20 protein-coding genes are annotated in these 25691 nt (G+C 74.4%); 9 read left to right on the top strand and 11 right to left on the bottom strand.

Going from position 1 to position 25691, the window contains the following annotated elements:
• Window positions 1-36: 36 nt before the first annotated feature.
• Window positions 37-225, bottom strand: coding sequence for a hypothetical protein (locus AC0HI0_RS12715; protein ID WP_480932527.1), 189 nt, complete (start codon window positions 223-225; stop codon window positions 37-39).
• 137 nt (window positions 226-362) lie between these two features.
• On the opposite strand from AC0HI0_RS12715, the gene AC0HI0_RS12710 reads away from it, so the two are divergent.
• From AC0HI0_RS12710 to AC0HI0_RS12700, 3 genes are all read left to right on the top strand, one after another.
• Window positions 363-1532, top strand: a complete 1170-nt coding sequence (locus AC0HI0_RS12710; RefSeq protein ID WP_480932526.1) for a sugar efflux transporter — start codon at window positions 363-365, stop codon at window positions 1530-1532.
• Between the two features lie 104 nt (window positions 1533-1636).
• A complete protein-coding gene (locus AC0HI0_RS12705) occupies window positions 1637-2290 on the top strand; it encodes a maleylpyruvate isomerase N-terminal domain-containing protein (protein ID WP_480932525.1) in 654 nt (217 codons plus the stop codon).
• A gap of 555 nt (window positions 2291-2845) precedes the next feature.
• Window positions 2846-4108, top strand: a complete 1263-nt coding sequence (locus tag AC0HI0_RS12700) for a cytochrome P450 (protein ID WP_480932524.1) — start codon at window positions 2846-2848, stop codon at window positions 4106-4108.
• 52 nt (window positions 4109-4160) lie between these two features.
• Here the strand turns inward: AC0HI0_RS12700 and AC0HI0_RS12695 are convergent, their stop codons facing one another.
• On the bottom strand, window positions 4161-5063 hold the full coding sequence (locus AC0HI0_RS12695) for a cobalamin-binding protein (RefSeq protein ID WP_480932523.1): 903 nt from the start codon (window positions 5061-5063) through the stop codon (window positions 4161-4163).
• A 112-nt stretch (window positions 5064-5175) separates the two neighbouring features.
• On the opposite strand from AC0HI0_RS12695, the gene AC0HI0_RS12690 reads away from it, so the two are divergent.
• The 3 genes from AC0HI0_RS12690 to AC0HI0_RS12680 all read left to right on the top strand — a co-directional run bounded on the left by AC0HI0_RS12690 (window position 5176) and on the right by AC0HI0_RS12680 (window position 9906).
• Window positions 5176-6102 (top strand): DMT family transporter, encoded by a 927-nt coding sequence (locus AC0HI0_RS12690; RefSeq protein ID WP_480934294.1) that lies wholly within the window; start codon window positions 5176-5178, stop codon window positions 6100-6102.
• Between the two features lie 113 nt (window positions 6103-6215).
• A complete protein-coding gene (locus AC0HI0_RS12685; RefSeq protein ID WP_480932522.1) occupies window positions 6216-7391 on the top strand; it encodes a S8 family peptidase in 1176 nt (391 codons plus the stop codon).
• Between the two features lie 220 nt (window positions 7392-7611).
• Window positions 7612-9906, top strand: a complete 2295-nt coding sequence (locus AC0HI0_RS12680) for a PEP/pyruvate-binding domain-containing protein (protein ID WP_480932521.1) — start codon at window positions 7612-7614, stop codon at window positions 9904-9906.
• Between the two features lie 12 nt (window positions 9907-9918).
• Here the strand turns inward: AC0HI0_RS12680 and AC0HI0_RS12675 are convergent, their stop codons facing one another.
• The 4 genes from AC0HI0_RS12675 to AC0HI0_RS12660 form a co-directional block, all read right to left on the bottom strand.
• Window positions 9919-11085, bottom strand: a complete 1167-nt coding sequence (locus AC0HI0_RS12675; protein WP_480932520.1) for a 4-hydroxybenzoate 3-monooxygenase — start codon at window positions 11083-11085, stop codon at window positions 9919-9921.
• Window positions 11086-11171: 86 nt separating this feature from the next.
• Window positions 11172-11918 carry an IclR family transcriptional regulator gene (locus tag AC0HI0_RS12670; protein WP_480932519.1) on the bottom strand — a complete coding sequence of 249 codons (747 nt, stop codon included), beginning with the start codon at window positions 11916-11918 and terminating at the stop codon, window positions 11172-11174.
• 76 nt (window positions 11919-11994) lie between these two features.
• A complete protein-coding gene (locus tag AC0HI0_RS12665) occupies window positions 11995-13143 on the bottom strand; it encodes a hypothetical protein (RefSeq protein WP_480932518.1) in 1149 nt (382 codons plus the stop codon).
• A gap of 484 nt (window positions 13144-13627) precedes the next feature.
• On the bottom strand, window positions 13628-14851 hold the full coding sequence (locus tag AC0HI0_RS12660; protein ID WP_480932517.1) for a globin domain-containing protein: 1224 nt from the start codon (window positions 14849-14851) through the stop codon (window positions 13628-13630).
• A 151-nt stretch (window positions 14852-15002) separates the two neighbouring features.
• On the opposite strand from AC0HI0_RS12660, the gene AC0HI0_RS12655 reads away from it, so the two are divergent.
• Complete coding sequence (locus tag AC0HI0_RS12655) at window positions 15003-15428, top strand: RrF2 family transcriptional regulator (RefSeq protein ID WP_480932516.1); 426 nt, start codon at window positions 15003-15005, stop codon at window positions 15426-15428.
• A gap of 55 nt (window positions 15429-15483) precedes the next feature.
• Here AC0HI0_RS12655 and AC0HI0_RS12650 read toward each other — a convergent pair whose 3' ends face one another.
• Both AC0HI0_RS12650 and AC0HI0_RS12645 read right to left on the bottom strand, forming a co-directional pair.
• Window positions 15484-18165 carry an RNA repair domain-containing protein gene (locus AC0HI0_RS12650; protein WP_480932515.1) on the bottom strand — a complete coding sequence of 894 codons (2682 nt, stop codon included), beginning with the start codon at window positions 18163-18165 and terminating at the stop codon, window positions 15484-15486.
• A complete protein-coding gene (locus tag AC0HI0_RS12645) occupies window positions 18165-19805 on the bottom strand; it encodes an RNA ligase family protein (protein WP_480932514.1) in 1641 nt (546 codons plus the stop codon). The genes AC0HI0_RS12650 and AC0HI0_RS12645 overlap by 1 nt, the downstream gene beginning before the upstream one ends.
• A gap of 148 nt (window positions 19806-19953) precedes the next feature.
• Between AC0HI0_RS12645 and htpG the strand changes: the two genes are divergently transcribed.
• Entirely contained in the window at window positions 19954-21825 is a 1872-nt protein-coding gene (htpG, locus tag AC0HI0_RS12640; protein ID WP_480932513.1) for a molecular chaperone HtpG, read from the top strand.
• A 150-nt stretch (window positions 21826-21975) separates the two neighbouring features.
• Here the strand turns inward: htpG and AC0HI0_RS12635 are convergent, their stop codons facing one another.
• Window positions 21976-22608 carry a DsbA family oxidoreductase gene (locus tag AC0HI0_RS12635; protein WP_480932512.1) on the bottom strand — a complete coding sequence of 211 codons (633 nt, stop codon included), beginning with the start codon at window positions 22606-22608 and terminating at the stop codon, window positions 21976-21978.
• Between the two features lie 102 nt (window positions 22609-22710).
• On the opposite strand from AC0HI0_RS12635, the gene AC0HI0_RS12630 reads away from it, so the two are divergent.
• Window positions 22711-23073 (top strand): winged helix-turn-helix transcriptional regulator, encoded by a 363-nt coding sequence (locus AC0HI0_RS12630; protein WP_480932511.1) that lies wholly within the window; start codon window positions 22711-22713, stop codon window positions 23071-23073.
• Between the two features lie 12 nt (window positions 23074-23085).
• Here AC0HI0_RS12630 and AC0HI0_RS12625 read toward each other — a convergent pair whose 3' ends face one another.
• Together AC0HI0_RS12625 and AC0HI0_RS12620 are read right to left on the bottom strand one after the other, a co-directional pair.
• Window positions 23086-23493 carry a hypothetical protein gene (locus AC0HI0_RS12625; RefSeq protein ID WP_480932510.1) on the bottom strand — a complete coding sequence of 136 codons (408 nt, stop codon included), beginning with the start codon at window positions 23491-23493 and terminating at the stop codon, window positions 23086-23088.
• 897 nt (window positions 23494-24390) lie between these two features.
• Window positions 24391-25479 (bottom strand): trypsin-like serine protease, encoded by a 1089-nt coding sequence (locus AC0HI0_RS12620; RefSeq protein WP_480932509.1) that lies wholly within the window; start codon window positions 25477-25479, stop codon window positions 24391-24393.
• Between the last annotated feature and the right edge of the window lie 212 nt (window positions 25480-25691).

Below are 25691 nucleotides of genomic sequence, written 5' to 3'. Positions count from 1 at the left end.
GTGCTCCGTTCCTCCACGTCCGGTGGTGAGGCCACCCTACTGGTCGTCGTGGCCGCCGTGCGGGCGTTCGAGGCGGGAGCCGCGAGTTCTGCGCAGGGACTCGAAGTGGCCGTGGTTGCGCGCGGCGGTGAGCCGGTCGCGCAGCCGGGCGACGGCCAGGCGGAGCTTGGACTCGACCTCCACCGGGTCTACTTCGTGCTCGGGTTCGGTGCCTCGATGGTTCACGCGTGTGCTCTACCCGGCACGGCCGGTCGCCAAACAGACGCCGGCGTTGGTCCGTGTGACAGCGCTCACCGCCCAACCGCCGGGAATGGATTTCGCCGGGGTGGGCCTCGGTGAGCAGTATTGGGGTTGTGGTCGTCGTGACTGAATCCCTTGCCCCGTCCCGTTCCCGCCCGTTGCCGCCGTTGTTGGCGGTGGGGCTGCTGACCGGGGTCGGGTACGCCCTGGCCGGGCCGTTCCTGTCGCTGTTCCTGATCAAGGAGCTGGTGGCGGGCCCGTTCGCGGTGGGGGCGTTCCTGCTGGCCATGTCGTTGGCGGCGGTGGCGGTGAGCACCGCGGTCGGCCGGTGGTCGGACGGCCGCGCGGTGCGGCGGAACCTGATCGTGTCCGCGTCGCTGGCCGGCGCGGCGGCGTTCGGGCTGTTCGCGGTGCTGCGGAACTACTGGCTGCTGCTGGTGGTGGCGTTGTCGTTGTCGGCGGTGGCCTCCTGCCTGATGCCGCAGACGTTCGCCTACGCGCGGCAGGCGCTGGAGCGGTCGGGGTCGGCGCGTGCGTCGTTCGCGATCAGCGCGGTGCGGACGATGGTGTCGGTGTCGTGGGTGGCGGGTCCGCCGGTCGCGGCGCTGCTGATCGACGCGAGTGGGTTCACCGGGCTGTTCGCGGTGGCGGCGGGCGTGTACCTGGTGACCGCGCTGGTGACGGGGTTGCTGCTGCCGGAGTTGGGTGACGGCGAGGTGGAGGCGCGTCCGGCGGCGGGGTCGGGGGTGCGGCGGGAGGTCGTGTTCGCGGCGGTGGCGTTCGTGCTGTTGCAGGGTGCGACGTCGGTCGGTGTGTACGCGCTGCCGTTGTACCTGACGGACGTGCTGCACGGGACGACGGCGGACGCGGGCTTGGTGCTGGGGTTGTGCGCGGCGCTGGAGATCCCGTTCATGCTGGGGTTCGGGGCGTTGTCGCTGCGGATCAACCACCGGCGGCTGGTGCTGGCCGGCGGCGCGGTGGCGTTGGCGTACTACGCGGTCATGCTGGTGACGGCGCAGACGTGGCAGGTGGCGGCGGCGCAGGTGTTGCACGCGGTGGTGATCGCGGCGGTGATGGGCGTGGGGATCTCGTACTTCCAGGATCTGGTGCCGGATCGGCCGGGGTACGCGACGACGATGTTCACCAACACGGCGAAGGTCAGCGCGATGCTCGCGGGCCCGTTGTTGGCGTTGTCGCAGGTGCTGGGGTACCGGAGCGCGTACGCGATCGGGTTGGTGCTGTCGGTGCTGGGCCTGGGTTTGCTGGTGCTGGCCCGGCGCCGGCCGGTGTGACCGGCAGGACGACGGAGCGGAGGCGGCCGGCGGGCGGTGGGGTGGTCCCGGTCCTGGCGTGAATCCGGTTGTCGGCTGTCGGCGGCCGGCAATACCGTGCCGTGGTGGATCTCTTCTCGCACTCGTGGACGGCGTTGCTCGCGGCGGTCGCCGCGACTCCGGACGAGGACTTCGGGCTGCGCTGCGGCTGTGCCGGCTGGCTCGTGCGGGACCTGGTGTGCCACCTGGTGATCGACGCGCAGGACGTGCTGATCACGCTGGCCACTCCGGTCGACGCGGAGCCCACCGCGGACGCGGCCACCTACTGGGACCTGGTCGACCCGCCGACCGGCGAGGACCCGCTGGACGCGCTGATCCCCCGGCTGGCGGCGGCCTACGGCGATCCGGCGTTGCTGAGGTTCCACCTGGACGACGTCGGTTCCGCCGCCGGTCGGGCGGCCGCGCTCGCCGATCCGGCGGTCCGGGTCGGGACCAAGGACGTGGTGCTGACGGTCGGCGACTACCTGTCGGCCTACGTCCTGGAGTGGACGTTGCACCACCTCGACCTGATCGCGCACCGGCCGTGGGGGGACGGGCCGCCCGCCGAGTCGCTCGCGGCGGCGCGGGTGTCGCTGGAGGCGATCGCCGGGGTCGCGTTCCCGGCCTCGTTCGCCGACCGGGACGCGCTGGAGGTCGGCACGGGCAGGCGTCCGCCGACCGACGCGGAGGCCGTGGCGCTGGGCGGCCTCGCGGCGAGGCTCCCGTTCGTCCTGGGGTGAGTGCCGGCGGTAGTGGCCGGCCAGGTCGTCGATCGCCGAGCGGTTCGGCGTCTTCCGGGCCGCCACGCGCAGGTGGTCTGCTCGCAACCGGCGCGGCCTGCGTCCGGATGAACCGCGTCGCCGCCCATGGCGACCATCCCGGTGCGGTCTGTGCCGGGTCGGCATGATCACCGCGAGTGATCGGGTGCCGGTGTCGCCGAAGTCGCCCTGACCGGACCCCGCTCGGCGACGCGGTCGGCCCCGGCGCGCTTCGAACGCCGGTCGGATCGGCGGGCGCAGGAGCGTGGACGGCGGGCGGCGGTGTCCCCGGAGCCCGTGCCGCGACCTCGACGGCGGCCGGGAGTGGTGCGCGCACGCCGAGTGGTCGGGTTCACCCCGATGGGGGTCTACCGTTGCCGGTGAGGTGCGCGATTTCGATCGGCTTTGCCCGATTCAGGCGCGATTACCGATCGTCTGTCACCTGACATCACGTGTCAATCCGCCTGTGGCGCGATGCCCCTCACCCGTACGTACGGTTACCGTCGATCAGATCAACCTGGGGAAGAGGGGTGTGGAATGGCGACTCTGGCGTCGGTGCGCGACGGCTTGGTGGCGTGGGTCGCACGGCGTTCGGTCACGCGGTGGCTCATGGGCAGGATCGGTTCGCGCGCGTTGTCGCTGCTCCCGGACCGGGCGCTGGTCCCGCTGCGACGGGACGGGGTCGTGCCGGCCGCCGAACTGGAGCGGATGAGGGAGGCCGGTCCGATCCACCGGCTGCCGATGCCGTTCGGCGTGAAGGTGTGGTTGGTCACGGGCCAGCCCGAGGCGAAAAAGGTGCTTTCCGACACAGAAGCGTTCAGCAACGACTACGCGCGGCTCGGCGCGGCGGTCGGCATCGAGCAGACCCCGGGCGGGCTCGGGTTCGCCGACCCGCCGGACCACACCCGGCTGCGCAAGCTGCTCACCCCGGAGTTCACCATGCGCCGGCTGTCGCGGCTGGTGCCCCGGATCGACGAGATCGTCACCGAGCGGCTGGACGCGATGGCCGCCGCCGACGGGCCGGTGGACCTGGTCAAGGAGTTCGCGCTGCCGATCCCGTCGCTGACGATCTGCGAGCTGCTCGGCGTGCCCTACGCCGACCGCGACCGGTTCCAGGAACTCGCGGCGGCCCGGTTCGACCTGTTCGGCGGCGCGAACTCGGCGCTGGGCGCGATCTCGGAGTCGTTGAAGTACATGGAGCAGATCGTCCGCCGGGAGCGCCGCGACCCCGGTGACGGCCTGATCGGCATGATCATCCGCGAGCACGGCGACGAGGTCACCGACGCGGAGCTGGCGGGCCTGGCCGACGGCGTGCTGACCGGCGGGTTCGACACCACCGCGAGCATGCTGGCGCTGGGCGCGATCGTGCTGATGAGCGACCCCGCCGCGCGGGCCGCGATGAAGGACGACGACCAGGCCGCCGGTCCGCTGGTGGAGGAGCTGCTGCGGCACCTGAGCGTGGTGCAGGTGGCGTTCCCGAGGTTCGCCAAGCACGACCTGGTGATCGCCGACACCGAGATCGGCGAGGGCGACGTGGTGGTGGTCTCGCTGGCCGCCGCCAACCGCGAGGGCCTGGAACGGCTGGAGTTCGACGCGGCCCGCAAGGTCTCGGCGCACCTGGCCTTCGGCTACGGGGCGCACCGCTGCGTCGGCGCGGAGCTGGCCCGGATGGAGCTGCGCGCCGCCTACCCGGCGCTGCTCCGGCGGTTCCCGGACCTGCGCTTCGCCGAGGAGAAGCCGACCTTCCGCGCGGCCTCCATCGTGCACGGCGTGGACACCCTGATGGTCCACACCCGCTGACCGCACGTCCCAGGAAGGCGGTCCGTCGCGCGCGGCGGGCCGCCTTCCGGCGTCAGGCGACCCGGCGGGCCTCGGAGCGGTCGACGGGCGCGCCGACCCGCACCCCGTGCAGCACGTGGGCCAGCACCTCCGCGCCGCGCACCACGCGCGGGCCGGGCCGGTTGAAGTAGGACGGGCCGTCGAGCACCCAGGTCGCCGCGTCCAGCGCGGCCCACCCCGGCCGCGAGGTGAGCACGTCCAGCTCCGCCTCGGTGCGGTCCGGCGGGAACCCGCACGGCAGCACCAGCACCACGTCGGGCCGCGCGTCGACCACCGCCCGCCAGTCCACCGCCGAGGTGTGCTCGCCGGGCGAGGCCAGCAGGGGCTCGCCGCCGGCGCACGCGATCTGCTCGGGCACCCAGTGCCCGGCCGGCCACACCGGGTCCAGCCACTCGATCGCCACCACCCGGGGCCGGGGCCGTCCGGCGACCGCCGAGCGCACGGCCGCCCACCGCTGCCGCAGCGCGGCCTCGCGGCGGGCCGCGACCTCCGGCACGCCCAGCACGTCGCCGACTTGGCGCAGGCAGTCGAGCACCTCGTCCACGGTGGACGGTTCCAGGCTCAGCACCCGGGGGCCGGCGTCGAGCACCCGCACCGCCTCCGACACCCGCCGGTAGGACACCGCGCACACCTCGCACAGGTCCTGGGTCAGCACCAGGTCCGGCGCGAGGTCCGCGAGCAGCGCCTCGTCCAGCCCGTAGAGGGAGGAACCCCGGTGCGCCGCGCCGCCGCGCACCGCGTCGGAGATCTCCCGGCTGCCCATCCGGTCCTGGTCGATCCCGGTCGAGGTGACCACCGGCACGGACGCCACCGACGCGGGCCAGTCGCACTCGTGGGTCCGCCCGACCAGCGAGCCGGTGAACCCCAGTTCGGCCACCAGGTCGGTGGCGGCGGGCAGCAGGGACACGATGCGCATGACCCCATCCTCGACCATGAAGCTGAGCTTAACGCAGGTGAACAAGCCTTCACTATTCATAAAGGGATTCGTGGGGCACGGTGGAGCCGTGCTGAACCGTTCCGTGGTGCGGATGGGAGTCCTGGCCCTGCTGTGGGGGTCGGTGTTCCTGTGGATCAAGCTCGCCCTCACCGGCCTGACCCCGATCCAGATCACCGTGATCAGGTGCGCGCTCGGCACCGCCGTGCTGCTGGTGCTCGCCGGGATCGGCCGCCAGCGGCTGCCGCGCGACCGGGTGACCTGGGGGCACCTGGTCGTCGCGGCGCTGTTCTGCAACGCGCTGCCGTTCGTGCTGTTCGGCATCGGCCAGCAGAGCGTGGACTCGGGGATCGCCGGCGTCCTCAACGCCACCACCCCGCTGTGGTCGGTGCTCACCGGCCTGGCCCTGCGCACCGAACGCCGGCTCACCCCGGCCCGGGTCGGCGGCTTGGTGCTGGGCTTCGCCGGCGTCGTGCTGATCTTCGCGCCGTGGCAGCGCGACGGCCTCGTGAGCTGGGGCGCGTCGGCGCTGCTCGGCGGGGCCGCGAGCTACGCCGTCGCGTTCGCCTACATGGGCCGCACCCTGGTCGGCCGGGCCGGGCCGATGGCGATCTCGGCCGGCCAGCTCGCCGCCGCCACCGGCCTGGGCGCGTTGGGCCTGCCGCTGTCGGGGCCCGCCCACCCCAACGCCACCGCGCTGGTCGCCGTGGTCGTCCTGGGGATCTTCGGCACCGGGTTCACCTTCGTCCTCAACTACCGGATCATCGAGGACGAGGGGGCCACCAGCGCCGCCACCGTCGGCTACCTGCTGCCCGTCGTCTCGGTCGGGCTGGGCGCGCTGGTGCTCGGCGAGCCGCTCACGCCCCGGATCGTCGCCGGGATGGCGGTAGTGCTGGTCGGCGTGGCCATGACCCGGTCGGCCGCCGCCAAGCCGCCACAAGACGGGTCCGGTCCTTGCCCATCGCCGGTTTTGTCCACTGAGCGTGACGAGCCGCGCGGCCATTCGACCGAACCCCGTTGACCATGGCATAACCGCTGGTCAGGCTGCTGGGTTGGAACTCGTTCGAGTGCCTGTCCGCCCCGTCAACCCTGCGTCGGGGCGCGCTCGGCCGGGTTGCGCCGAAGGAGCCGACCGTGCGTCCTGTCCCCACGGCCCTCGCCGTGCTCGCCGCTGTCGCCACGACAGCCGGCCTCACGGCGGGAGTCGCCTCCGCAGCGCCCCACCAGGCGCGGATCGTCACCCCGGCGGTCACCGCGACCGCCACCCCCGTCCCCGGCAGCTACATCGTCACCCTCGACCGGCAGGCCCGCGCCGCGAGCGCCGCGGCGGCGGCCGGCGTCACCCCGACCCGCGTGTACGACTCCGCGTTCACCGGGTTCTCCGCGAAGCTCACCCCGGCGCAGTTGCGCAAGCTCAGCCGTGACCCGTCCGTGCGGGTCATCGAGCAGGACATGCTCGTCACCGACGCCCTCGACACCACCCAGGCCAACCCGCCGTCGTGGGGCATCGACCGGGTCGACCAGAAGAACCTGCCCCTGTCCGCCTCCTACACCTACAACGCCACCGGCGCGGGCGTGCACGCCTACATCATCGACACCGGCATCACGCCCGGCCACCCCGACTACGGTGGGCGCGCCACGTTCGACCACAACGCCATCGACACCGACAACACCGACTGCCAGGGCCACGGCACGCACGTCGCCGGCACCATCGGCTCGAACACCTACGGCGTCGCCAAGGGCGTGCGGCTGCACGGCGTGAAGATGATGAACTGCGCCGGCAGCACCACCACCAGCGCCGCGGTCGGCGCGGTCGACTGGGTCACCCGCAACGCCCAGAAGCCCGCCGTCGCCAACACCTCGTGGAACTACCCGGCCACCGCCAGCCTGGAGACCGCGATCCGCAACATGATCGCCTCGGGCGTCTTCCTGGCCACCTCGGCGGGCAACACCGGCGGCAACTCCTGCGACCGGCTGCCCCGCAAGGTGGAGACCGCGAGCGTCGTGGCCTCCTCGGAGCGCACCGACGCCCGGTCGTCGTTCTCCAGCACCGGATCCTGCGTCGACCTCTACGCCCCCGGCGGCGTGATCGTGTCCACCCTGCGGACCGGCGGCAGCGGCTCGATGAGCGGCACCTCCATGGCCACCCCGCACGTCACGGGAGTCGCCGCGCTCTACAAGGCCCGCTACGGCGACCAGCCGGCGGCGACCGTGCACGACTGGCTCAACGCCAACGCCACGCCGAACGTGGTCGGCGGCGGCGCGACCGGCGGCACGGTCAACCGACTGCTGTTCACCGCTGGCCTGTGACCGTCCCCGGCGCGCGGGCGACCGCGCCCGCGCGCCGGGGCACTCGGTGCACGACCGGCGATCAGGTCGAGGTGTGCCGCACAACGCCCGGGGCGTTGTGCGGCAGACCGGGAACCGATTCCGCGTCGCGTTCGGGACCGCCGTCGACCACCGGTTCCCCGGCGCGGACGGCACCTCGGAACTGAGTGGACTCTCAGCCGGAGCCTGCCAGTATCGACGCATGGGGGAGCTTCCACTCGTCTTGCCGTTGGCGGACCCGGGAGCCGAGCCGGCCGTGGTCGGCGGGAAGGGCGCGTCCCTGGCCAGGCTGGTCCGGGCCGGTCTGCCCGTGCCCGACGGCTTCCACGTCACCACGCACGCCTACCGGCTCGCCGGCGAGGGCCGGGAGATGCCGCCCGAGGTCGAGGCCGCGATCGCGGCCTGCCTGCCGGCGGGGCCGCTCGCGGTCCGCTCCTCCGCCACCGCCGAAGACCTGCCGGACCTGTCGTTCGCGGGCCGGCACGACACCTTCCTGGACGTGCGCGGGCCGGACGTGGTCGACGCCGTGCGGCGCTGCTGGGCGTCCCTGCGGACCGCGCGCGCCGTGGAGTACCGCGCCCGCAACGGCATCACCGACAGCGCGATGGCCGTCGTCGTGCAGCGGCTCGTGCCGGCCGACGCCGCCGGCGTCCTGTTCACCGCCGACCCGGTGACCGGCGCCCGGGACGAGACGGTCGTCAACGCCGCGCCCGGCCTCGGCGCGGCGCTGGTGGGCGGCGAGGTCACGCCCGAGACCTACGTCGTGCGGCGGGGCGTCGTGCACGCGCGCGGCGACCTGCTCGACGAGGCGCAGGTGCTCGAACTCGCCCGGCTCGGCGCCCGGATCCAGGCCCTGTTCGGCGGCCCGGTCGACGTCGAGTGGGCGCGGCACGGCGGCCGGTTCGCGATCCTGCAGGCCCGGCCGGTCACCGCGCTGCCCGAGGTCTGGAACGACACCCTGCGCGGCGACTACCTGTGGACGTGCGCCAACCTCGGCGAGGCCGTGCCGAGCGTGATGTCCCCGGCCACCTGGTCGATCGCCCGGGCGCTGGCCCAGCCGCCGATCGCGGGCCACCCGACCACCGGCAACATCGGCGGCCGGTTCTACCTCAACGTCAGCGCGGCTGTGGCGGTGGGCACCGCGCTGGGCCTGGGCCGGTTCACCCGCCGGCTCGCCGAGCACGTGTTCGGCCGCCTGCCGGAGGGGGTCGAGGTGCCCCGGCTGCCGCTGTCCCGGCCGGCGACGCTGCGCGCGGCGGTCGCCGCGATGCTCCCGTTCCTCAAGGAGAACCGCGACCACAAGCGGCGCATCGGCGGCCTGCTCGCCGTCGCGCCCGCCCGCGCCGAAGACCTCACCGCCCGGATCGCCGCCGCCGCGACGCCCGCGGACCTGCGCGCCCTGTGGACGTCGGACGTGCGGCGCCTGCTGCACGACGAGATCCGGGTCTACGACGCGGGTGCGCGCATCGGCCTGGGCGCGAACGCCAGGCTCCGCCGCACCCTCGACCGCCTGGTGGGGGAGCGGGACGCGACCGCGCTGCTGACCGGCGCGCACGGCCCGGCCGGGCAGTTGGCGAGCCTGGGCCCGCTGCTGGCGCTGTCCCGGCTGCGCCGGGGCGAACTCGACCGCGAGCGCTACCTGCGCGACTGGGGCCACCGGTTCGCCGACGAGTTCGAGGTGTCCGCGCCCCGGCCCGCCGAGGACCCGACCTGGCTGGACCGCGGGCTCGCCGAGACCGGGCCGGACCCGGAGGACCTGCTGGCCGGGCAGGCGGCGGCGCGGGAGGGCGCGTGGCGGCGGCTGGTCGCCGCCCACCCCGGCAAGGCCCCGGCGCTGCACCGGCGGCTGGCCGCGCTCGCCGAGTCCACCCGGGCCCGCGAACGCGCCCGCTCGGAGATGGTGCGCGGGTTCGCGGTGCTGCGCGCGTTCCTGGTGCGGGCGTCCGGCCTCACCGGCCACGACGCGTTCTTCCTGGCCCTGCCGGAAACCCTGGCGGTGCTGGCCGGCGACGACCGCCCGGCCGCCGCGATCCCGGCCCGCCGCGAGGCGTACCGCCGCTACCGGGCGCTGCCGCCGTACCCGACGGTGATCCTCGGCCGGTTCGACCCCGAGTCGTGGGCCGCCGACCCGGGCCGCCGCACCGACGTCCACGCCCCGTCCGCCGCACCGCCCCCGGACGGCGTGTCCGGCCACCCCGGCGCGGCGGGCGTGGTGGAGGGCGTGGCGCGGGTGATCGCCGCGGTCGACCAGGGCGCGGCCCTGCGCCCCGGCGAGATCCTGGTGACGACCGTGACGAACATCGGCTGGACGCCGCTGTTCCCGCGCGCGGCGGCGGTCGTCACCGACGTCGGCGCGCCCCTCTCGCACGCCGCGATCGTGGCCCGTGAGCTGGGCATCCCCGCCGTGGTCGGCTGCGGCAACGCCACCACCCGCATCCGCACCGGCGACCGCATCCGCGTGGACGGCACCCGAGGCACCGTGACCCCGCTCGCCTGACCCGCAGCGGGATCAGGCGGTGCGGCCGGTGTCGTGCGGCAGGCCCACGTAGTTCTCGGCGAGGCTGGTCGCGGCGGCCTCCGAGGAGCAGACGTAGCGGAGCTGGGCGAGTTGCAGCTGCTGGTCCAGGTCGTCGCCGGAGGTGTGCAGCATCGAGGTCATCCACCAGGAGAAGTGCGTGCACCGCCAGACCCGGCGCAACGCCCGTTCCTGGTAGCCGTCCAGCAGGTCCGTGCGCCCCTCCGCGAAGAACGCGCCCAGCGCCTCGGTCAGCACGGCCACGTCCGCGACCGCCAGGTTCAGCCCCTTCGCGCCGGTCGGGGGCACGATGTGCGCGGCGTCGCCGACCAGGAACAGCCGCCCGTGCCGCATCGGCGTGCTGACGAAGCTCCGCATCGGGGTGACGCCCTTGTCCACGATCGGCCCGGTGCCCAGCGTCCACCCGTCCAGGCCCAGCCGGACGCCGAGTTCGTCCCAGATCCGGTCGTCGGACCAGTCCTCGGCCCGCTCGCCGGGGGCGACCTGGAGGTACAGCCGGCTCAGCCGCGGCGACCTCATGCTGTGCATCGCGAACCCGCGCGGGTGCCACGCGTAGATCAGCTCGTCGGTCGACGGCGGCACCTCGGCCAGGATCCCCAGCCACGCGTAGGGGTACTCGCGCTCCCAGGTCCGCCCCGCCGGGATGGTCGGCCTGCTGACCCCGTGGAAGCCGTCCGCGCCGACCACGACGTCCGCCTCCACCACCCGGGGCCTGCCTTCACCATCCACAAAGGACACTCGTGGGCGGTCGGTGCCCACGTCGTGCAGCGCGGTGTCCGACACCTCGAACCACACGTCGTCGCCGCGCACCCCGAGCAGGTCCTTGACCACCTCGGTCTGCCCGTAGATCCACACCGACCGCCCGGTCAGCGCCGCGAAGTCGATCCGGTGCCGCTCGCCCGGCCACTGGAGGTGGATGCCGTCGTGCCGCATCCCGTGCTCCCGCAAGCGGTCCCCGAGCCCGGACGCCACCAGCAGGTCCACCGTGTCCTGCTCCAGCACCCCGGCCCGGATCCGCGCCTCGACGTAGGCGCGCGAGCGGTTCTCCACCACGACCGAGTCCACACCCCGCAACGCCAGCAGGTGGGACAGCAACAACCCGGCCGGTCCGGCACCGACGATGACGACCTGTGTGCGCATGGGGGAAGCCTGCGGGAGCGGCCCGGCCACGAACAGCATCCACTGCCACTGAGCGGCAATCGGTCCGACCGCGACCCGCCGGCCCGTCAGCGCAGGGCGCGGGAGATGCCGCCGGCCGCGACGCGCAGCGGGGCGAGGTGGCGGGTCGGGTCCTTCCGGGTCGCCATGACCAGGCCGATCGACGCGACCACCGCACCCTCGGCGTCCACCACCGGCACCGCGACCGAGCACGTGCCCAGCGTCATCTCCTGCACGGTCCGCGCGTAGCCGCGCCGCCGCACCTCGGCCAGTTCCCGCACCAGCCGCCCCGGCTCGGTGATCGTGTAGGCGGTCACCTTCGCCGCACCCGCCACCACCTCGGTCACGACCTCGGCCGGCGCGTGCGCCAGCAGCACCTTGCCGACTCCCGTCGCGTACAGCGGCAACCGGCCGCCCGGCCGGCTGACCAGCGGTACCGACGCCCGCCCGTGCAGCCGTTCGAGGTACAACGCCGCGTCACCGTCGCGCACCGCCAGGTGCACGTTCTCCCGCGTCGCCTCGTACAGGTCCTGGAGGAACGGCAGCGCCACGTCCCTCAGGTCGCCCTGCACCCGCGCCAGCAGGCCGAGCTGCCACAGCCGCCGCCCCACCACGTACCGCCGGTCGGGAAGGCGTTCCAGCACGTCCTGCGCCACGAGGTCGGCGGCCAGCCGCTTCGTGGTGGACAGCGGCAGCCCGCTGCGCCGGGCCAGCTCGGTGAGGGGGAGGCCGTCGCGCGACCCGTGGAACGCGCTGAGCACGTCCAACGCCTTGGCCAGCACCCCGCGCCCCGGCTGGGTCGAACCTCCGGCCATCGACGCCTCCCACCGGGCAACCTACCCCACCACCGGCGGGCCGTCCGGCGCGCACGACGCCGACCGGGCCCTTCGGTCAGCTCACGCGGAACGGCGCCAGGAGTTCCAGCAGCACGCGCGCGCGGTCCTCGGGCGGACCCCGGTTGTCCGCCACCCGGCTCACCACCAGCACCCGTGCGGGCACCCCGGCGCGGGCGTAGGCGGTGAGCCGGTGGTGGCCGTCCAGGACGACCGCGTGCAGGAAGCGTTCCGGGTGCTCGCCGGCCACCTCCCGGTCGTCGGCCCACGCGTACGGGACCGCGGTCGGGCGGGCACCGGCGGCGATCGCCTCGCCGTGGCGCGCCACGACGTCCTCGGCCGGGGCGGCCGGCGGCTGGGTCGGCACCACCACGCCGAACGCGTGGTCGTGACCCGGGATCGGTTCGGGCACCTGGAAGTGAGCGGTGCCGGGCAGGCCGAGGTCGGTCTCGTCGAGCGGGTCTTGGTCGTGCCACGCGCGCAGGGCGTGCCGGCGGGCGAACCAGGTGTCCGGTCCGGGCTCGACCCGTTCCAGCGGCAGGTCGGCGAGCAGCAGCCGGTACTGCCCGGAGCGCAGACCGGCCGGCACCGGGCGGACGGCCGCCAGGAGTCCGCCGGTCAGGCCCCGGACGTCCCGCAGGTGCGCGCGGAGGTCGGCGGCCAGTTCGGCGGCCCGGTCGACGGGCCGGTCGACGAGGTTCAGGTACGCCTCGCACGTGCCGCAGCCCGACCCGACCCCGTACACCCGCCGGCGGCCCACGAACAGCGACTGGCCCCACCGCACCCAGTCCTCGCCGGGCTCCGGCGGGTCGTGGTCGATGCGCACCAGGCCGGCGCCGAAGTCCACGATGGCCCGCGCGGTGCCGTCCGGGAGGAGTTCCGGCCCGTCGACCCGGGGCTCCGGTGGGTCGGCGGGGTCGAACCCGGCCCACGCGCGGCGGATCACGGCGGGGCGCTGCCACCCGTTCTCCGGGATCGCCGGTTCGCGCCCGGTGAGCCGGGACAACGCGTCGTGCACGTCCCGCACGTCGGCGTCGCGCGCCCCGGGCAGCCACGCCGGCAGGGGCCCGATCGCGGCGGGGTCGTCCATGAGCACCAGCGCCGACAGGAACTTCGCCGGCTGTCGAGCCCGGACCGCCCGGTCCACGATCGCGGCGGTGTACCCGGTGGCGCGCAGCCCGGCCGGCGAGCCCGCCGTGCTCGGCATCCAGGTGCCCGGCCACGGACGGAGCCAGTTCGCGGTGCCCGGACGAGCCCGCCGCGACGACCGCCGCCCGGCAGGCCCTCGGGTCCGTCAGCAGCCGCGCCAGGACCTGCGGCCCGACGGCCGACCGGCGGTGAGCCGCCAGTTGCAGCAGGCCGGACGCCTCCGCGTCGACGGCGTCGGACAGCAGGTCGCCCACCACGTCGTCGGCCCAGCCGGGAGCCGCGCGCAACACGTCGCGCAACTTCTCCCGAGAGCGCGGATCGCCTCGGTAGCGGTCGCGCAGCGCCGGTGCCGGCGCGGCCCCCGCCTCCCGGACCAGCGCGGCCGTCCTCGGAGCCCGGTCCCGCGCCCGCAGCGCCTCGTCCAGCCGTGCCACCCAGTCCCGCTCGATCTCGCCCACGGCGAACATTCTCCGAAACTCCCGGTGCGCGCGGCCGGCCGTTTTTCCGCGGCACCTCCGCCCCGGGCACGCCGGCGGTGCGGGTCAGGCGAGGTCGGTCACGGGTGTTTCGCGGCCGAGCCACGCATCCGGGCCGAACACCTCGTAGTGGATGTCGGCCGCCGGCACACCGCGCTCCAGCAGGGCGCGCCGCACGGCCCGCATGAACGGCAACGGGCCGCACAGCAGGGCCTGCGTGCCCGGTTCGACCGGGATCAGGTCCGTCTCGACCAGGCCCGTGGCGACCGACGTGCGCGGCGGGAGGGCCGCCGGCCGGCCGTCCTCGTACCAGAGCAGGAGCGAGGCGGCGGGCAGGTGCCCGACGGCGGCGAACAGGTCGGCGCGCAGCGGGTGCGTGGCCGGATCGCGGTCGGCGTGCACGACGGTCACCGGGCGGTGGTCGCGCCGCCGGACCAGGTCGCGCAGCACGGCGACGACCGGCGTGGTGCCGACCCCCGCGCCGGCCAGCAGGAGCGGGCGGTCGCCGGCGGGCAGGACGGCGTCGCCGAACGGCGGGCTCACCGCGAGCCGGGTGCCGGCCGTGACCTGGTGCAGGTGGGAGGACACCTCGCCGGCGGGGTGGTCGGGGCCGCCGGGGTGCCGCTTCACGGTGATGCGCAGGTCGTCCTCGCCCGGCGCGCCGCTGATCGTGTACTGGCGGATCTGCCTGCCCCGACCCGGCAGGTGCACCGCGACGCTGACGTACTGGCCCGGCCGGTGGACCGGGACCGGGCCGTCGACCGGGCGCAGCCACAGGCTCCGCACGTCGTCGGTGTCGCGGTCGACGGCGGTCACCACGTGCGTGCTGAACGGGCGGCCGAAGTCGTTGCCGGCCGCCTGGTAGAGCCGGGCCTCCTCGGCGACCAGCAGGCACGCGAACAGCCAGTAGACCTCCTCCCACGCGGCGACCACCTCGGGCGTGGCCGCGTCGCCGAGCACCTCGCCGATGGCGGCCATCAGGTGGCGGCCGACCACGAGGTACTGGGCGGGCGCGATGCCCAGGGACGCGTGCTTGTGCGCGATCCGGCCGATCACCGCGTTCAACGGCACGGGGCGCAGCCCGGCGAAGTGCCCGGCGACCGCCGCGACCGAGGCGGCCAGCGCCTCCCGCTGCGCGCCGCGCACCTGGTTGCCCCGGTTGAACAGGTCGAGCAGCTCCGGGTGGGCGGCGAACAGGCGGTCGTAGAGCCGGCCGGTGATCTCCGCGCCGTGCCGGACGACGGTGTCGGCGGTGGCGCGGATGATCCGCACCGAGTCTGGGGCGAGCATGGCTGGTGGCCCTCCGCTACGTGGTGATCTCGACACCAAAAAGGTATCAGCGGTACCTCTTTACGGTCGCCGTGCTCATGAACACCCGGGATCAGGGACCTTTGGACGTTGATAAACCGGCTTCGGAGACTCCTCTTGGTAGTCTCGTGGGGTGCAGTTGACCAAGGGGACCGACATCGCGCTGCGGGCGCTGATGCTCACCGCCACCCGGAGCGGTCTGTCCACCGTGGACGACTTGGCGGGCGCACTGGCGGTGCCCCGCAACCACCTGGCCAAGGTGGTCCAGCGGCTGGCCCGGCTCGGCCTGCTGGTCACGGTGCGCGGGCGCTCCGGCGGGCTGCGGATCGCACCCGAGGCGCTCACCTGGACGGTCGGCCAGGTCGTGCGCGACTTCGAGGGCGACGGCGAAGTGGTCGACTGCGACCACCCGCCGTGCCCGCTGCGCGGAGCCTGCCGACTGCGCAGCGCGCTGCGCCGGGCGCACGACGCGTTCCTGGCCGAACTCGACGCCGTCCCCCTGCACAGCCTCGTCGGCCCGCCGACCGGCGACCTCCTGCACCGCCTGCCGCTCGCCTGAGCGCCCACCCCGGGCACCACGGGATCCTCGGCATTGGATCCTCAGCATTGGATCCTCAGCGCAGCGTCGGCACCTCGCCGCCGGCCACCCGGACCACCTCGACCCCGCGCAGCCCGCCGCGCCACCGCGCCGCCAGCCGATCCAGCTCCGCCGCCCCCGGCGGCCGACGGCCCAGCCCGATCGCGAACCGCGCCACGTCCCGGTCGCGCTCGAACGGCCGGGGCCACGCGTGCACGTCCGCCACCCCGGCCGACTCCAGCGCGGTGAGCAGCGCCCGCAGCCGACCGCGCACCGGCCCCGCCTGCCCGTGCGGCACCGTCACCACAGCCCACGCCGCGTGCACCCGGTGCAGGTCCGGCGGCGTCGTCAGGCCCGCGCCGCCGGCCTCGCCGATCTCCCACCCCCGGTACAGCTCGGCGGTCAGCAGGTCCCGGAACCCCGGCCCCACCTGCTCGGTGCACGAGCGCGCGGGAGCGCCGGGCGTCATGATCGTCACCGGGGCCCCGGTGCGGCCGGGCACCTCGACGAGCCCGACAGGGTCGCGCCAGTCCCACGCGGCCCACGTCGCGAAGAACTCCCCGAGCCCGCCGCCGTCGAGCACCGTCCGGGCCGCCAGCACCGCCCACCCCACCCCCGGCACCCCGCCGAACGGTGCGGAATCCAACCCGCGCGCCCGCGCCCACGCCTTCACCGCGCGAGCCAGCCCCCGGAACTCGGCACCACGCCCACCCACCGCCGCCAAGAGGGCGTCGGCGTCGTCGACCGAACTCCACGCCAACCGGTCGCCACCCACCGCGACGGCGAGGTCGACCCCCAGCCCGTCCACCTCCCACCGCCACCCCGGCAGCCGTGCGCCGACCACCGGCCGCAATCCCGTCGTCCCCGGCAACGCCGCGCGCACCCGTTCGGCCACCGCGTCCGCGTGTTCCGCCGCTGGTACGTCCGTGGGCACTGCGACCAGGTCCAGGTCGCCGTCCGGCAGGGCGCACCCGGTGCGCCGCGATCCGACCACGTGCACCTCGCCCAGCGCCGCCGTCAGCGCGCCGACGACCCGTTCGGCCACCGCGTCCAGCGACGGACCCGGCGGCTCGGCCTCCTCCGCGCACCACCGGACCTCGCCGGTGCCCAGGGCGACCGCGAACCGGGGCCGCATCGGGCCGTCGCCGCGCCGGGACAGCACCACGACCTCGTCCACCCGGTCCGCCCGCGCGCCGACCCGCTCGGCGGCCCGCCGCGAGCGGCCGACCGTGAGGTGCGGGGTGAACCCGTCCCGGGTCGGGCACCCCGGGAAGCGCCGCCGCACCGCGTCGTGCAGCGCCGTCCACGGCTCCGCGCCGGCCGCCGCCGGGTCCAGCCACACCACGTCGCGCCCGAACTCCCGCACGCCCTCGACCCGCACCGGGAACGCCGCCACCCCGGCGACCGCCTCCGCCAGCAGCGGCGCGGCGCGGTCGAACTCCGACTCCGGCACGAAACCGAACAGCAGCGTCACGTGCGGCGGCCAGCGGTCGGCGCGCGGGTCGTGCTCCCGGCGCAGCCGCTCGACCTCCTCCCACGGCCCCGGCAGCCACACCACGGCCGTGCGCGGCGTCGCCGCCACGTCCAGCACCCCGGCCGACGCGGGCGGTGCCAACGTCGCCAGCACGCCGTAGTGGTCGGAGGCGAACAGCCCGTCCACCGGCCGATCGCCCACCAGCCCGGCCCGCGCGCCGCGCAACCGCCCGCGCACCAGTACCCGGTCCAGCCGCGAGGCCCGCCCGGTCAGCGAGGACACCGCCGCCAGCGGGTTGGCCACCGGGTCGAACGTCGGCGGCTCGTCGTCGCGCGCCTCCAGCCACGCGTCGCGCATCCCGAGCGCGGCGGCCGGCCGCCGGGAACCGTCGTTGAAGTCCCCGGCCAGCACGACCTCGCCCGCGATCGCGGCCAGCGCCCGCCCGACCCGGTCGAGCTGCGCGCGCCGCTTGCCCGCGCCGTTGGCGGTGTGGTCGCTGGTCAGGTGGGTGGCCGCGACGACCAGCGGCCCGGACGGGGTGGCCACCACGACCGCGGCCACGGCCTTGTGCGCGCCCAGCGGCAGCCGGCCCGCCTCCAGCACCGGCAGCCTGCTCAGCACCACCACGCCGGTCCGGTCCACGTCCGGCGCGGCCGGGTCGACGTCGAGCGCGTACCCCTCCCGCACCCACGGCTGCGCCATCAGCAGCGCCAGCAGGTCGGGCTCCACCTCCTGGAGCGCGATCACGTCCGCGTCCGCCGCCGCGAGCGCGGTCAGCAGCAGCGGCCGGCGGCGCGCGGTGTCGATCAGCTCCCGGTCGTACCGGTCCCACAGGACGTTCCAGGTCAGCACGCGGATCGGGGCCGGCGCGGTCCCGGCGGGGTCGGGTTCGGCGGGGTCGGGTTCGGCGGGGTCGGGTTCGGCGGGCGCCCAGCCCCGGGCCGGGTCCCAGGCGTGCGGGGTGCCGGGGGTGAACGCGGACGGGTCGAGCAGGCGCGGTGCGCGCACCCGGCCCGCCGCCGACTCGCCGACCCGGTCCAGCCCGCTCTCCCGGTCCCACACGACCTCGCCATCCGCCTCCACGAACAGCACCCGGTGCCACGGCACGTCGCCGCCGGGCGTGAACGCGGGCAGCGCGACCCGCTTGGGCCGGCCTCCGCGCTGGTGGAAACCGACCACGAACCGGGCCGGATCCAGCCGGGGGTCCCAGCGGATCTGGTGGTAGACCTGCTCGCTGGTGCGCATCACGGCTCCTCGTCGGCGATGTCGCCGGCCGCGCCGACGTACCAGGTGCGGTGCGCCTGCCACGGGTAGGGCGGGTCGAACCGGCGGGCCTGGGCGGCGAGCACGGACCCCGGCACCCGGTGCGCCCGCGCGTCGTTGCGCCGCGCCGCCTCCCGTTCACCGACCAGCAGCACGGCGTGCGTCAGCCACGCGTCGTGCCGGTGGGCGACCGCGTGCACCGCCACCCGCTGCCGGTCGGTGAGCGAGGTGGCGTCCCACACCACGGTCCGGTGCGCGCGCAGCGCCGCGTCCAGCCGGTCCAGGCCCTCCCGCAGCACGCGGGCGTTGCCCCGCTGGTCGGACCGGTCGCCGGCCTGCTCGCGCAGGTCGTCCAGCGACACCCGGACGTCCACGCCGGGCAGCCCGGCGGCGAAGGTCGACTTGCCGCTGCCGGCGACTCCGCAGGTCTGGATCAGGGTCGGGAAGTCGCCGGACCGCCACCGCCAGGTCGCGGCCCGCGCCTCGGCCACGTCCAGCACCCGCCCGGCGCGGATGCTCGCGTCCCGCGCCTCGGCCCGGCACCGGCCGTGCAGCGCGGCGCGCAGGTCGTCCCAGCGGCCGACGTCCTCGGCGTGCAGCGCAGACCACGCCACCTGCTCCCGCGCCTCGCTCCGGTCGGCGGGCAGCACCGCCGCCGACACCGCGTGCAGCACGCCCAGGTCGACCGCCGTGGACATCCGCAGCAGCCCGCGCCGGCGCGCCTCGTCCGGGAACGGCTCGTGCAGCAGCCGGTGCACGCCCACGAGATCACCGACCCGCCGGGCGACGCCGACCCCGACCACGCCCGCCAACGCCGACATCAGCGGCCCGCGCCCGGCCCGGTGCGCCGCCGCCGCGAGCACCCCGGCGAGCCGCGCGTCACCGGTCCCGCCGAGTTCGGCGGCGACCCGCTCGGCGGCACCGGCGTCCCCGGCCACGCCGACCACCTCCAGCAGGTCGGCCGAGGCGAACGGCGCGCCGGACCGCACGTCCCACAGCACCGACGCCGGGGCCAGCCCGTTCGGCACGACCGGCGCGTGCATCCAGTGGGTCCCGGTCCGCACGTGCCGCGCCCGCACCCACTTCGCCACCCGCTGCCCGAACTCCGCCCGGTCGAACCCGGCGACCGGGCGCACCACGAACCCCTCCTGCCGGTCGGTGTCGACCCGCAGCTTCCGCACCGCGCGCTCGTCGAAGACACCGCGCCACAGCACCGGGGGAGTGGGCACGCCGACGTCCCGCAGGAATCGGGTCGTGGCGTCCCAGTCGAGGCAGTGGTCCCCGTCCCACACCGAGAAGCCGTAGAACCAGCTCTCCAGGTCCGAGTACGCGAGGGAGTGGCGCGCGTAGACGTTCTCGCCGCAGATCCGCCGGCCGGGCGCGAGGTGCGGCCCGATCCGCCCCTGGAGCCCCTTCACCCACGACCGCGACGGGTGGTGCGCCGAATCCGGCGACCGCGCGTGCAGACCGTCGGAGTAGAGGGTCGTGTTCTCCCCGTCGAGCTTCTCGGTGACCACGACCTCGCGACCGAGCAGCCCGTCCAGCCCGGTGACCCGCACGTCGTCCGACGACGCGCCCGGCGACCACGGCAGGTGCGGCGTGCGCGGGTAGTGCGTGCGCATGGCGTTTCCCCCTCCCGTGGTCGCCCGGCGGAACACCGGTGCACCCTAGAGACCACGGACACGCGTGATCGACCGGATTTCCGCGACACCGCGCGGCCGGGGGTCGTTACCATCGCGGGTCGACGGTGCACGGATCGAAGGGAAGAACGTGGAAACGCTGGAGTTCCAGTCAGAGGCGCGTCAGCTGCTGCGGCTGATGATCCACTCGATCTACTCGAACAAGGACACGTTCCTGCGCGAGTTGGTGTCGAACGCCTCGGACGCGTTGGACAAGCTCAGGCTGGAGACGTTCCGGGACAAGGACCTGGTCGCGGACACCTCGGACCTCCACGTGGCCATCGAGGTCGACCGGGAGTCCCGCACGCTCACCGTGCGGGACAACGGCATCGGCATGACCCGTGACGACGTGATCGGTCTCATCGGCACCATCGCGAAGTCCGGCACGGCCGAGTTCCTGGAGAAGCTGAAGGCGTCCCAGGACTCCGCCGCGTCCCAGGACCTCATCGGCCAGTTCGGCATCGGCTTCTACTCGACGTTCATGGTCGCCGACAAGGTCACCCTGCTCACCAAGCACCCGCGCTCGGCCGAGGGCGTGCGCTGGGAGTCCACCGGCGAGGGCACCTACACCATCGAGGACGTCGCGGACGCCCCGCAGGGCACCTCGGTGACGTTGCACCTCAAGGCCGCCGACGCCGAGGACCAGCTCGCGGACTACACCTCCACCGCGAAGATCACCGAGGTGGTCAAGCGGTACGCGGACTTCATCACCTGGCCGATCCGCCTCGCGCCGGAGGAGGAGGGCGGCGAGCCCACCACCGTCAACTCGCGCAAGGCGCTGTGGGCGCGGCCCGCCTCCGAGGTCACCGAGGAGGAGTACGCCGAGTTCTACCGGCACGTCAGCCACGACTGGAACGCGCCGCTGGAAACCATCCGGATGCAGGCCGAGGGCACGTTCGAGTACCAGGCCCTGCTGTTCCTGCCCGCGCAGGCGCCGTTCGACCTGTTCATGCGCGAGCGCAAGCGCGGCGTCCAGCTCTACGTCAAGCGGGTCTTCATCATGGAGGACTGCGAGGAGCTGATGCCGGAGTACCTCCGGTTCGTCAAGGGCGTCGTGGACGCGCAGGACCTGTCGCTCAACGTGTCGCGGGAGATCCTCCAGCAGGACCGCCAGATCCAGCTGATGCGCCGCCGCCTGGTGAAGAAGGTGCTGTCCACCGTCAAGACGATGATGGCGGACAAGGCCGACGCCTACCGGACGTTCTGGAAGGAGTTCGGCGCGGTCGTCAAGGAGGGGCTGATCGCCGACACCGAGAACCGCGACGCCATCCTGGCCGTCTCGTCGTTCGCCTCGACCCACCACGACGAGGAGCCCACCACCCTCGCCGGGTACGTCGAGCGGATGAAGCAGGACCAGCGCCACATCTACTACATGACCGGCGACTCGCGGACCGCGATCGAGCAGTCGCCGCACCTGGAGGCGTTGCGCGCCAAGGGGTTCGAGGTGCTGATCCTGACCGACCCGATCGACGAGATGTGGGTCGGGTCGGTGCCGGGCTTCGGCGAGCGGGAGTTCCAGTCGGTCGCCAAGGGGCAGGTCGACCTGGAGACCGACGAGGAGAAGGCCGAGGCCGAGCAGCGCGAGAAGGACTTCTCGGGCCTGCTGGAGTGGCTGGGCGGCACGCTGGAGGAGCAGGTCAAGCAGGTGCGGCTGTCCTCGCGGCTGACCACCTCGCCCGCGTGCGTGGTCGGCGACACCCACGACCTGACGCCGCAGCTGGAGAAGATGTACCGGGCGATGGGCCAGGAGATGCCGCAGGTCAAGCGCATCCTCGAACTCAACCCGAACCACCCGCTGGTGACCGGGCTGCGCGCGGCGTTCGACGCTTCGCAGGACCGCTCCGCGCTGGTCGGCACGGCGGAGTTGCTGCTGGGCACGGCGGTGCTGGCCGAGGGCGGCGACCTGGCCGACCCGCCGCGCTTCGCCCGCCTGCTGGCCGAACACCTCCAGCGCTCGCTGTGACGCACCGCCGTCGCCCCGGGGGCCGACCCCGGGGCGACGGCGTCCGATCACCCGTCGGGTCGGCGATGATCAGCAGGCCAGGCCGGTCGGCGGGCAGCCGTCGGCGGCCCGGCCGTAATCGGCCGGGCCGGTGTCCACGGCCAGGGGCGTCTAGCCGCGTGAATCGGTCCACGCGGTGCCGAGCGCCTCGCTGAACGTCGCCACGGGCTGCGCGCCGGACACCCCGTACTTGCGGTCGATCACGAAGAACGGCACGCCGTTCGCGCCGAGCTGCCCCGCTTCGGCCTCGTCGGCCCGGACCGCGTCGAGGTACGCCTGCGGGTCCTCCAGGACGCCGCGCGCCTCGGTCGGGTCCAGGCCCGCTTCCTTGGCGAGCGCGACCAGCGACTCCGTGGTGAACAGGGACGCGCCCTCGGCGAAGTGCGACGTGAACAGCTGCTTCACCAGGCGGTGCTGGACGCCCTGCTCCTTCGCGAAGTGCAGCAGGCGGTGGGCGTCCAGGGTGCTGCCGACCTCGCGCTCGGTGCGGTAGCCGAGCCCCTCGCCGCGCGCCAGCTCGGCGACCTCGCCGTCCATCGTGGCACCGCGCGGACCGAACTTGGCGGTGAGCATGTCGGTCACCGACTCGGTCACGCCCACCTCGCGGGACGGGTCCAGCTCGAACGAGCGGTGCACGACCTCGACGTCGTCGGCGTGCTCGAACTCGGCGAGCGCGCGCTCGAACCGGGTGAGGCCGATGTAGCACCACGGGCAGACGAGGTCGGTCCAGATTTCAACGCGCATGTGGTTGTTCCTCAAAGCATGGGGGTGGTCGCGCCTCAGCCTACACTGCGGTTTCCGCAGTGCTTACTTTTACGCAGCGCTCACCGGCGGTAAGCTTCCAGGGTGAAGTTCGACGTCTTCGCCAAGGACTGCCCGTCGCGTGCGGTATTGGATCACTTGACCGGGCGGTGGGGCGTGCTGACCCTGGCCGGCCTCCGCAAGGGGCCCGCGCGGTTCAACGCGCTGCGCCGCCGGGTGGCCGGGGTCAGCGAGAAGATGCTGGCCCAGACCCTCCAGGCGCTGGAACGCGACGGTTTCGTGCGGCGCGAGGTGCTCGCGGCCATGCCGCCGAGCGTCAACTACTCGCTGACCGAACTCGGCGAGTCCACGGCGGACCACCTGCTCGCGTTCATCGGGCACGTGGAGGGGCACATGCCCGCCGTGCTCGCCGCCCGCGCGGAGGCCGGCGCGGAACAGGCCCGCTGAACAACGGTCGGTTCACCGCGAGGCGATCCGTCGACGCCGATCGTGTGGTTCCACGGGGGTGGGCGGTGCGGACGGCGACGGCCCGCACCTCATGATCGACCGGCGTGACCCGGGATCGGGTGAACTCGGCTCCGGACGGGTCGCCCGTTCGGCTGGTTCGTGCTCGCGCATCACGCGCAGGTTGCCCGGGTCGCTCTGGCGTTCCACCAGGCCCTGACCGGCCATCGCGGTGACGACCTGGGCTGATGCCGCTGCGCGACACGAAGACTGCTGCGCCGGCTCGTTCATCGGCAGCCGGTTGCCGTCCGCCGCGCCGAGCGTGGGCAGAACCTCGCCCCACGTCAGGGTGAGCCCGGCGTGCTCGCGCGTGGCGCTCTTGATCCGCTGCGCGGCCAGGGTCTGCGCCTTCCACGTGGCCATCCAGGCGAAGAACCGGTTGTCGACCAGCGTCGCCGGCGCCCGGGTGGGGGACCGGTTCGGCCGGCGGCCGGTGTTACTGGGCGGTCTGGCGGGGTTCGTGGTCGCGGCGTGCGGCGTCGTGCCCGGACCGGAGGTGCTGATCGGTGCCCGGGTGGTGCAGGGCGCGTCGGCGGCGGTGATGATCCCGCGCGTACGGGGGCGACGGCGGCGATCGGCACGGTGTCCGGGCCGCTGCTCGGCGGCCTGCTGGTCGAGGCGGACCTGCTCGGGTGGGGCCGGCGGCCGGTCTTCCTGGTCAACGTGCGGATCGGGCTGGTCGCGTTCATCGTCGCGGCGCTCGCCCTGCCCGATTCGCGCGCGCCCCGCGCCGGATGGCTGGACGTGGTCGGCACCGCGCTGCTCACGGCCGGTTTACTGCTGGTGCTGCACCCGGTGGTGCAGGGGCCGCGACCGGGGTGGCCGTGGTGGGCGGTCGTGCTGCCGGTCGCCTCGGTGGCGCTGTTCGCGGCATTCGTGGCGCGGCAACGCCGAGCGCCCTCGCCGTTGGTCCCGTTGAGCCTGCTCGGCCTGCGCGGGTTCGTGGGCGGGGCGTGCGCGCGGATCGCGCTCTGCGCACCGGGCTGTCGAGGTCTCGCTGCGGGAGGTCGGTGCCGCGCACGGCCGGGTCCGCGTCGGGGGGCGTGGCGACGGCGGGGCAGTTGGGCGGCGCGCTGGGCGTGGCCGGGCTGGGCGCGGTCCGCCCCGGTACCGGAGACCTCGCGGTGGTGCTGTGGTGCGAGATCGCGGTGTTCGCGGTGGCGACCCGGCTCATCCCGAAGGCGGACCGGGCCGGGCCCGGCCCGCCGCGAACGGCGGGCCGGGCTTCGTGCCGCTATCCGGTGCCGAGGGCGACCGGGGTCAGAACTCGACGCTCCACGCGTCGAGGTAGCCGACGTCCTGCGGGCCGACGTCCTGGAGCTTGAGCTTCCAGACGCCGTTGGCCACCTCGGACGAGGCGTTGACCGTGTAGGTGGTGAGGATGTTGTCCCCGGAGTCGGAGGACGAGTTCTTCAGCCGGTACGCGGAACCGTCCGGGGCCACCAGGTCCAGGACCACGTCGCCCCGGTACGGGTGCTTGACGTCCACGTTGACCTTGAGCCCGGCCGGGGCGTTGCCCGCCTGGCCGGACACGGTGACCTGGCTGGTCACGGCCGCGCCGTTGTCCGGGATGTCGAGGTTGTCGGTGTTCTCGAACTTCTTGCCGCCGGGCGGGGTGGTGCCGCCGGTCTGCTGGTTGATCCACGCGACGTTCGCGGCGATGCCCGTGTACAGGGTCGTCGTGGCGCATTCGCCGTTGTTGTCGCCCGGACCGTGGGTCTCGCCGACCAGCGTCCAGTTGCCGCGGGTGCCGACCAGGGCCGGGCCGCCGGAGTCGCCGTGGCACGCGGAGTGCGTGCGGTCGCCGGAGACGCAGATGTCGGTCGACGTGCCGCCGCCCGCCGCGCAGCGGCTCGACGCCAGGATGGAGAGGTCGATCTCCTGGAGCGTGGACGGGTTGGAGCACGAGGGCCAGCTCGTGCAGCCGTAGCCGATCAGCCGCACCGGGCTGCCCGCGGCCGGGTTGGCCGTGGCCATCGGCACCGGGGTCAGGGTGGACGCCTGGGACAGGTGCATCAGCGTCAGGTCCGTGCCCGAGCGGTTGACCACGCGGTCGACGCTGCGGACCTCGCCGCCGGAGCTGCGGCTGTTGGAGCCGAGCCGGGCCGAACTGGCGCTGCCGCAGTGCGTGGCGGTGACGATCCACTGCGGCGCCACCAGGCTGCCGCCGCAGCCGTTGCTCATCTGGGCGTGGAACGGGTAGACCTCGGTGGCGTTGTGGCCGCCGATGACCTGCACTTCCACCGGCGGGTCGTCGGGTGCGGCGAAGGCGTCGTGCCCCGCACCGGTCACCAGCGCCAAGGCCATGCCGATGAAGGCGGCACGGCTCAACAGGCGAGCGGTTCTCATCTGTCTGCCTCTCGATCGCGCGGCAGGGAACCTGCGCGGACACCGGGAAGGGCGGGTGCGCGCGGGCGGCCGGGGGCGCGTACCCGGTCGCCCTTGCACCTTTGCGTGCCGGCGTCCCGAAAAGGTCATTCAAGCTGGGTATCCAGCGCATTTATGGTCGGTTGCGGAGAGTGGTCGACAGGGCCGGTGGACGGGGTCTGAACTGCGGAGAT

The organism is Saccharothrix sp. NBAS 001, assembly GCF_056640475.1.
Note: the sequence above shows the minus strand (reverse complement) of the source record. Positions and strands in the feature narration are given on the sequence as shown.

What these genes read in the sequence shown, in the direction of transcription:
- AC0HI0_RS12645 (WP_480932514.1), bottom strand. Translation starts at nt 19,805, where the DNA reads ATGCGCACGCACTACCCGCGCACGCCGCACCTGCCGTGGTCGCCGGGC.
- AC0HI0_RS12650 (WP_480932515.1), bottom strand. Translation starts at nt 18,165, where the DNA reads ATGCGCACCAGCGAGCAGGTCTACCACCAGATCCGCTGGGACCCCCGG.
- AC0HI0_RS12700 (WP_480932524.1), top strand. Translation starts at nt 2,846, where the DNA reads ATGGCGACTCTGGCGTCGGTGCGCGACGGCTTGGTGGCGTGGGTCGCA.
- AC0HI0_RS12675 (WP_480932520.1), bottom strand. Translation starts at nt 11,085, where the DNA reads ATGCGCACACAGGTCGTCATCGTCGGTGCCGGACCGGCCGGGTTGTTG.
- AC0HI0_RS12670 (WP_480932519.1), bottom strand. Translation starts at nt 11,918, where the DNA reads ATGGCCGGAGGTTCGACCCAGCCGGGGCGCGGGGTGCTGGCCAAGGCG.
- AC0HI0_RS12625 (WP_480932510.1), bottom strand. Translation starts at nt 23,493, where the DNA reads ATGGCCACGTGGAAGGCGCAGACCCTGGCCGCGCAGCGGATCAAGAGC.
- AC0HI0_RS12680 (WP_480932521.1), top strand. Translation starts at nt 7,612, where the DNA reads ATGGGGGAGCTTCCACTCGTCTTGCCGTTGGCGGACCCGGGAGCCGAG.
- AC0HI0_RS12620 (WP_480932509.1), bottom strand. Translation starts at nt 25,479, where the DNA reads ATGAGAACCGCTCGCCTGTTGAGCCGTGCCGCCTTCATCGGCATGGCC.
- AC0HI0_RS12690 (WP_480934294.1), top strand. Translation starts at nt 5,176, where the DNA reads ATGGGAGTCCTGGCCCTGCTGTGGGGGTCGGTGTTCCTGTGGATCAAG.
- AC0HI0_RS12635 (WP_480932512.1), bottom strand. Translation starts at nt 22,608, where the DNA reads ATGCGCGTTGAAATCTGGACCGACCTCGTCTGCCCGTGGTGCTACATC.
- AC0HI0_RS12695 (WP_480932523.1), bottom strand. Translation starts at nt 5,063, where the DNA reads ATGCGCATCGTGTCCCTGCTGCCCGCCGCCACCGACCTGGTGGCCGAA.
- AC0HI0_RS12665 (WP_480932518.1), bottom strand. Translation starts at nt 13,143, where the DNA reads ATGCCGAGCACGGCGGGCTCGCCGGCCGGGCTGCGCGCCACCGGGTAC.
- AC0HI0_RS12660 (WP_480932517.1), bottom strand. Translation starts at nt 14,851, where the DNA reads ATGCTCGCCCCAGACTCGGTGCGGATCATCCGCGCCACCGCCGACACC.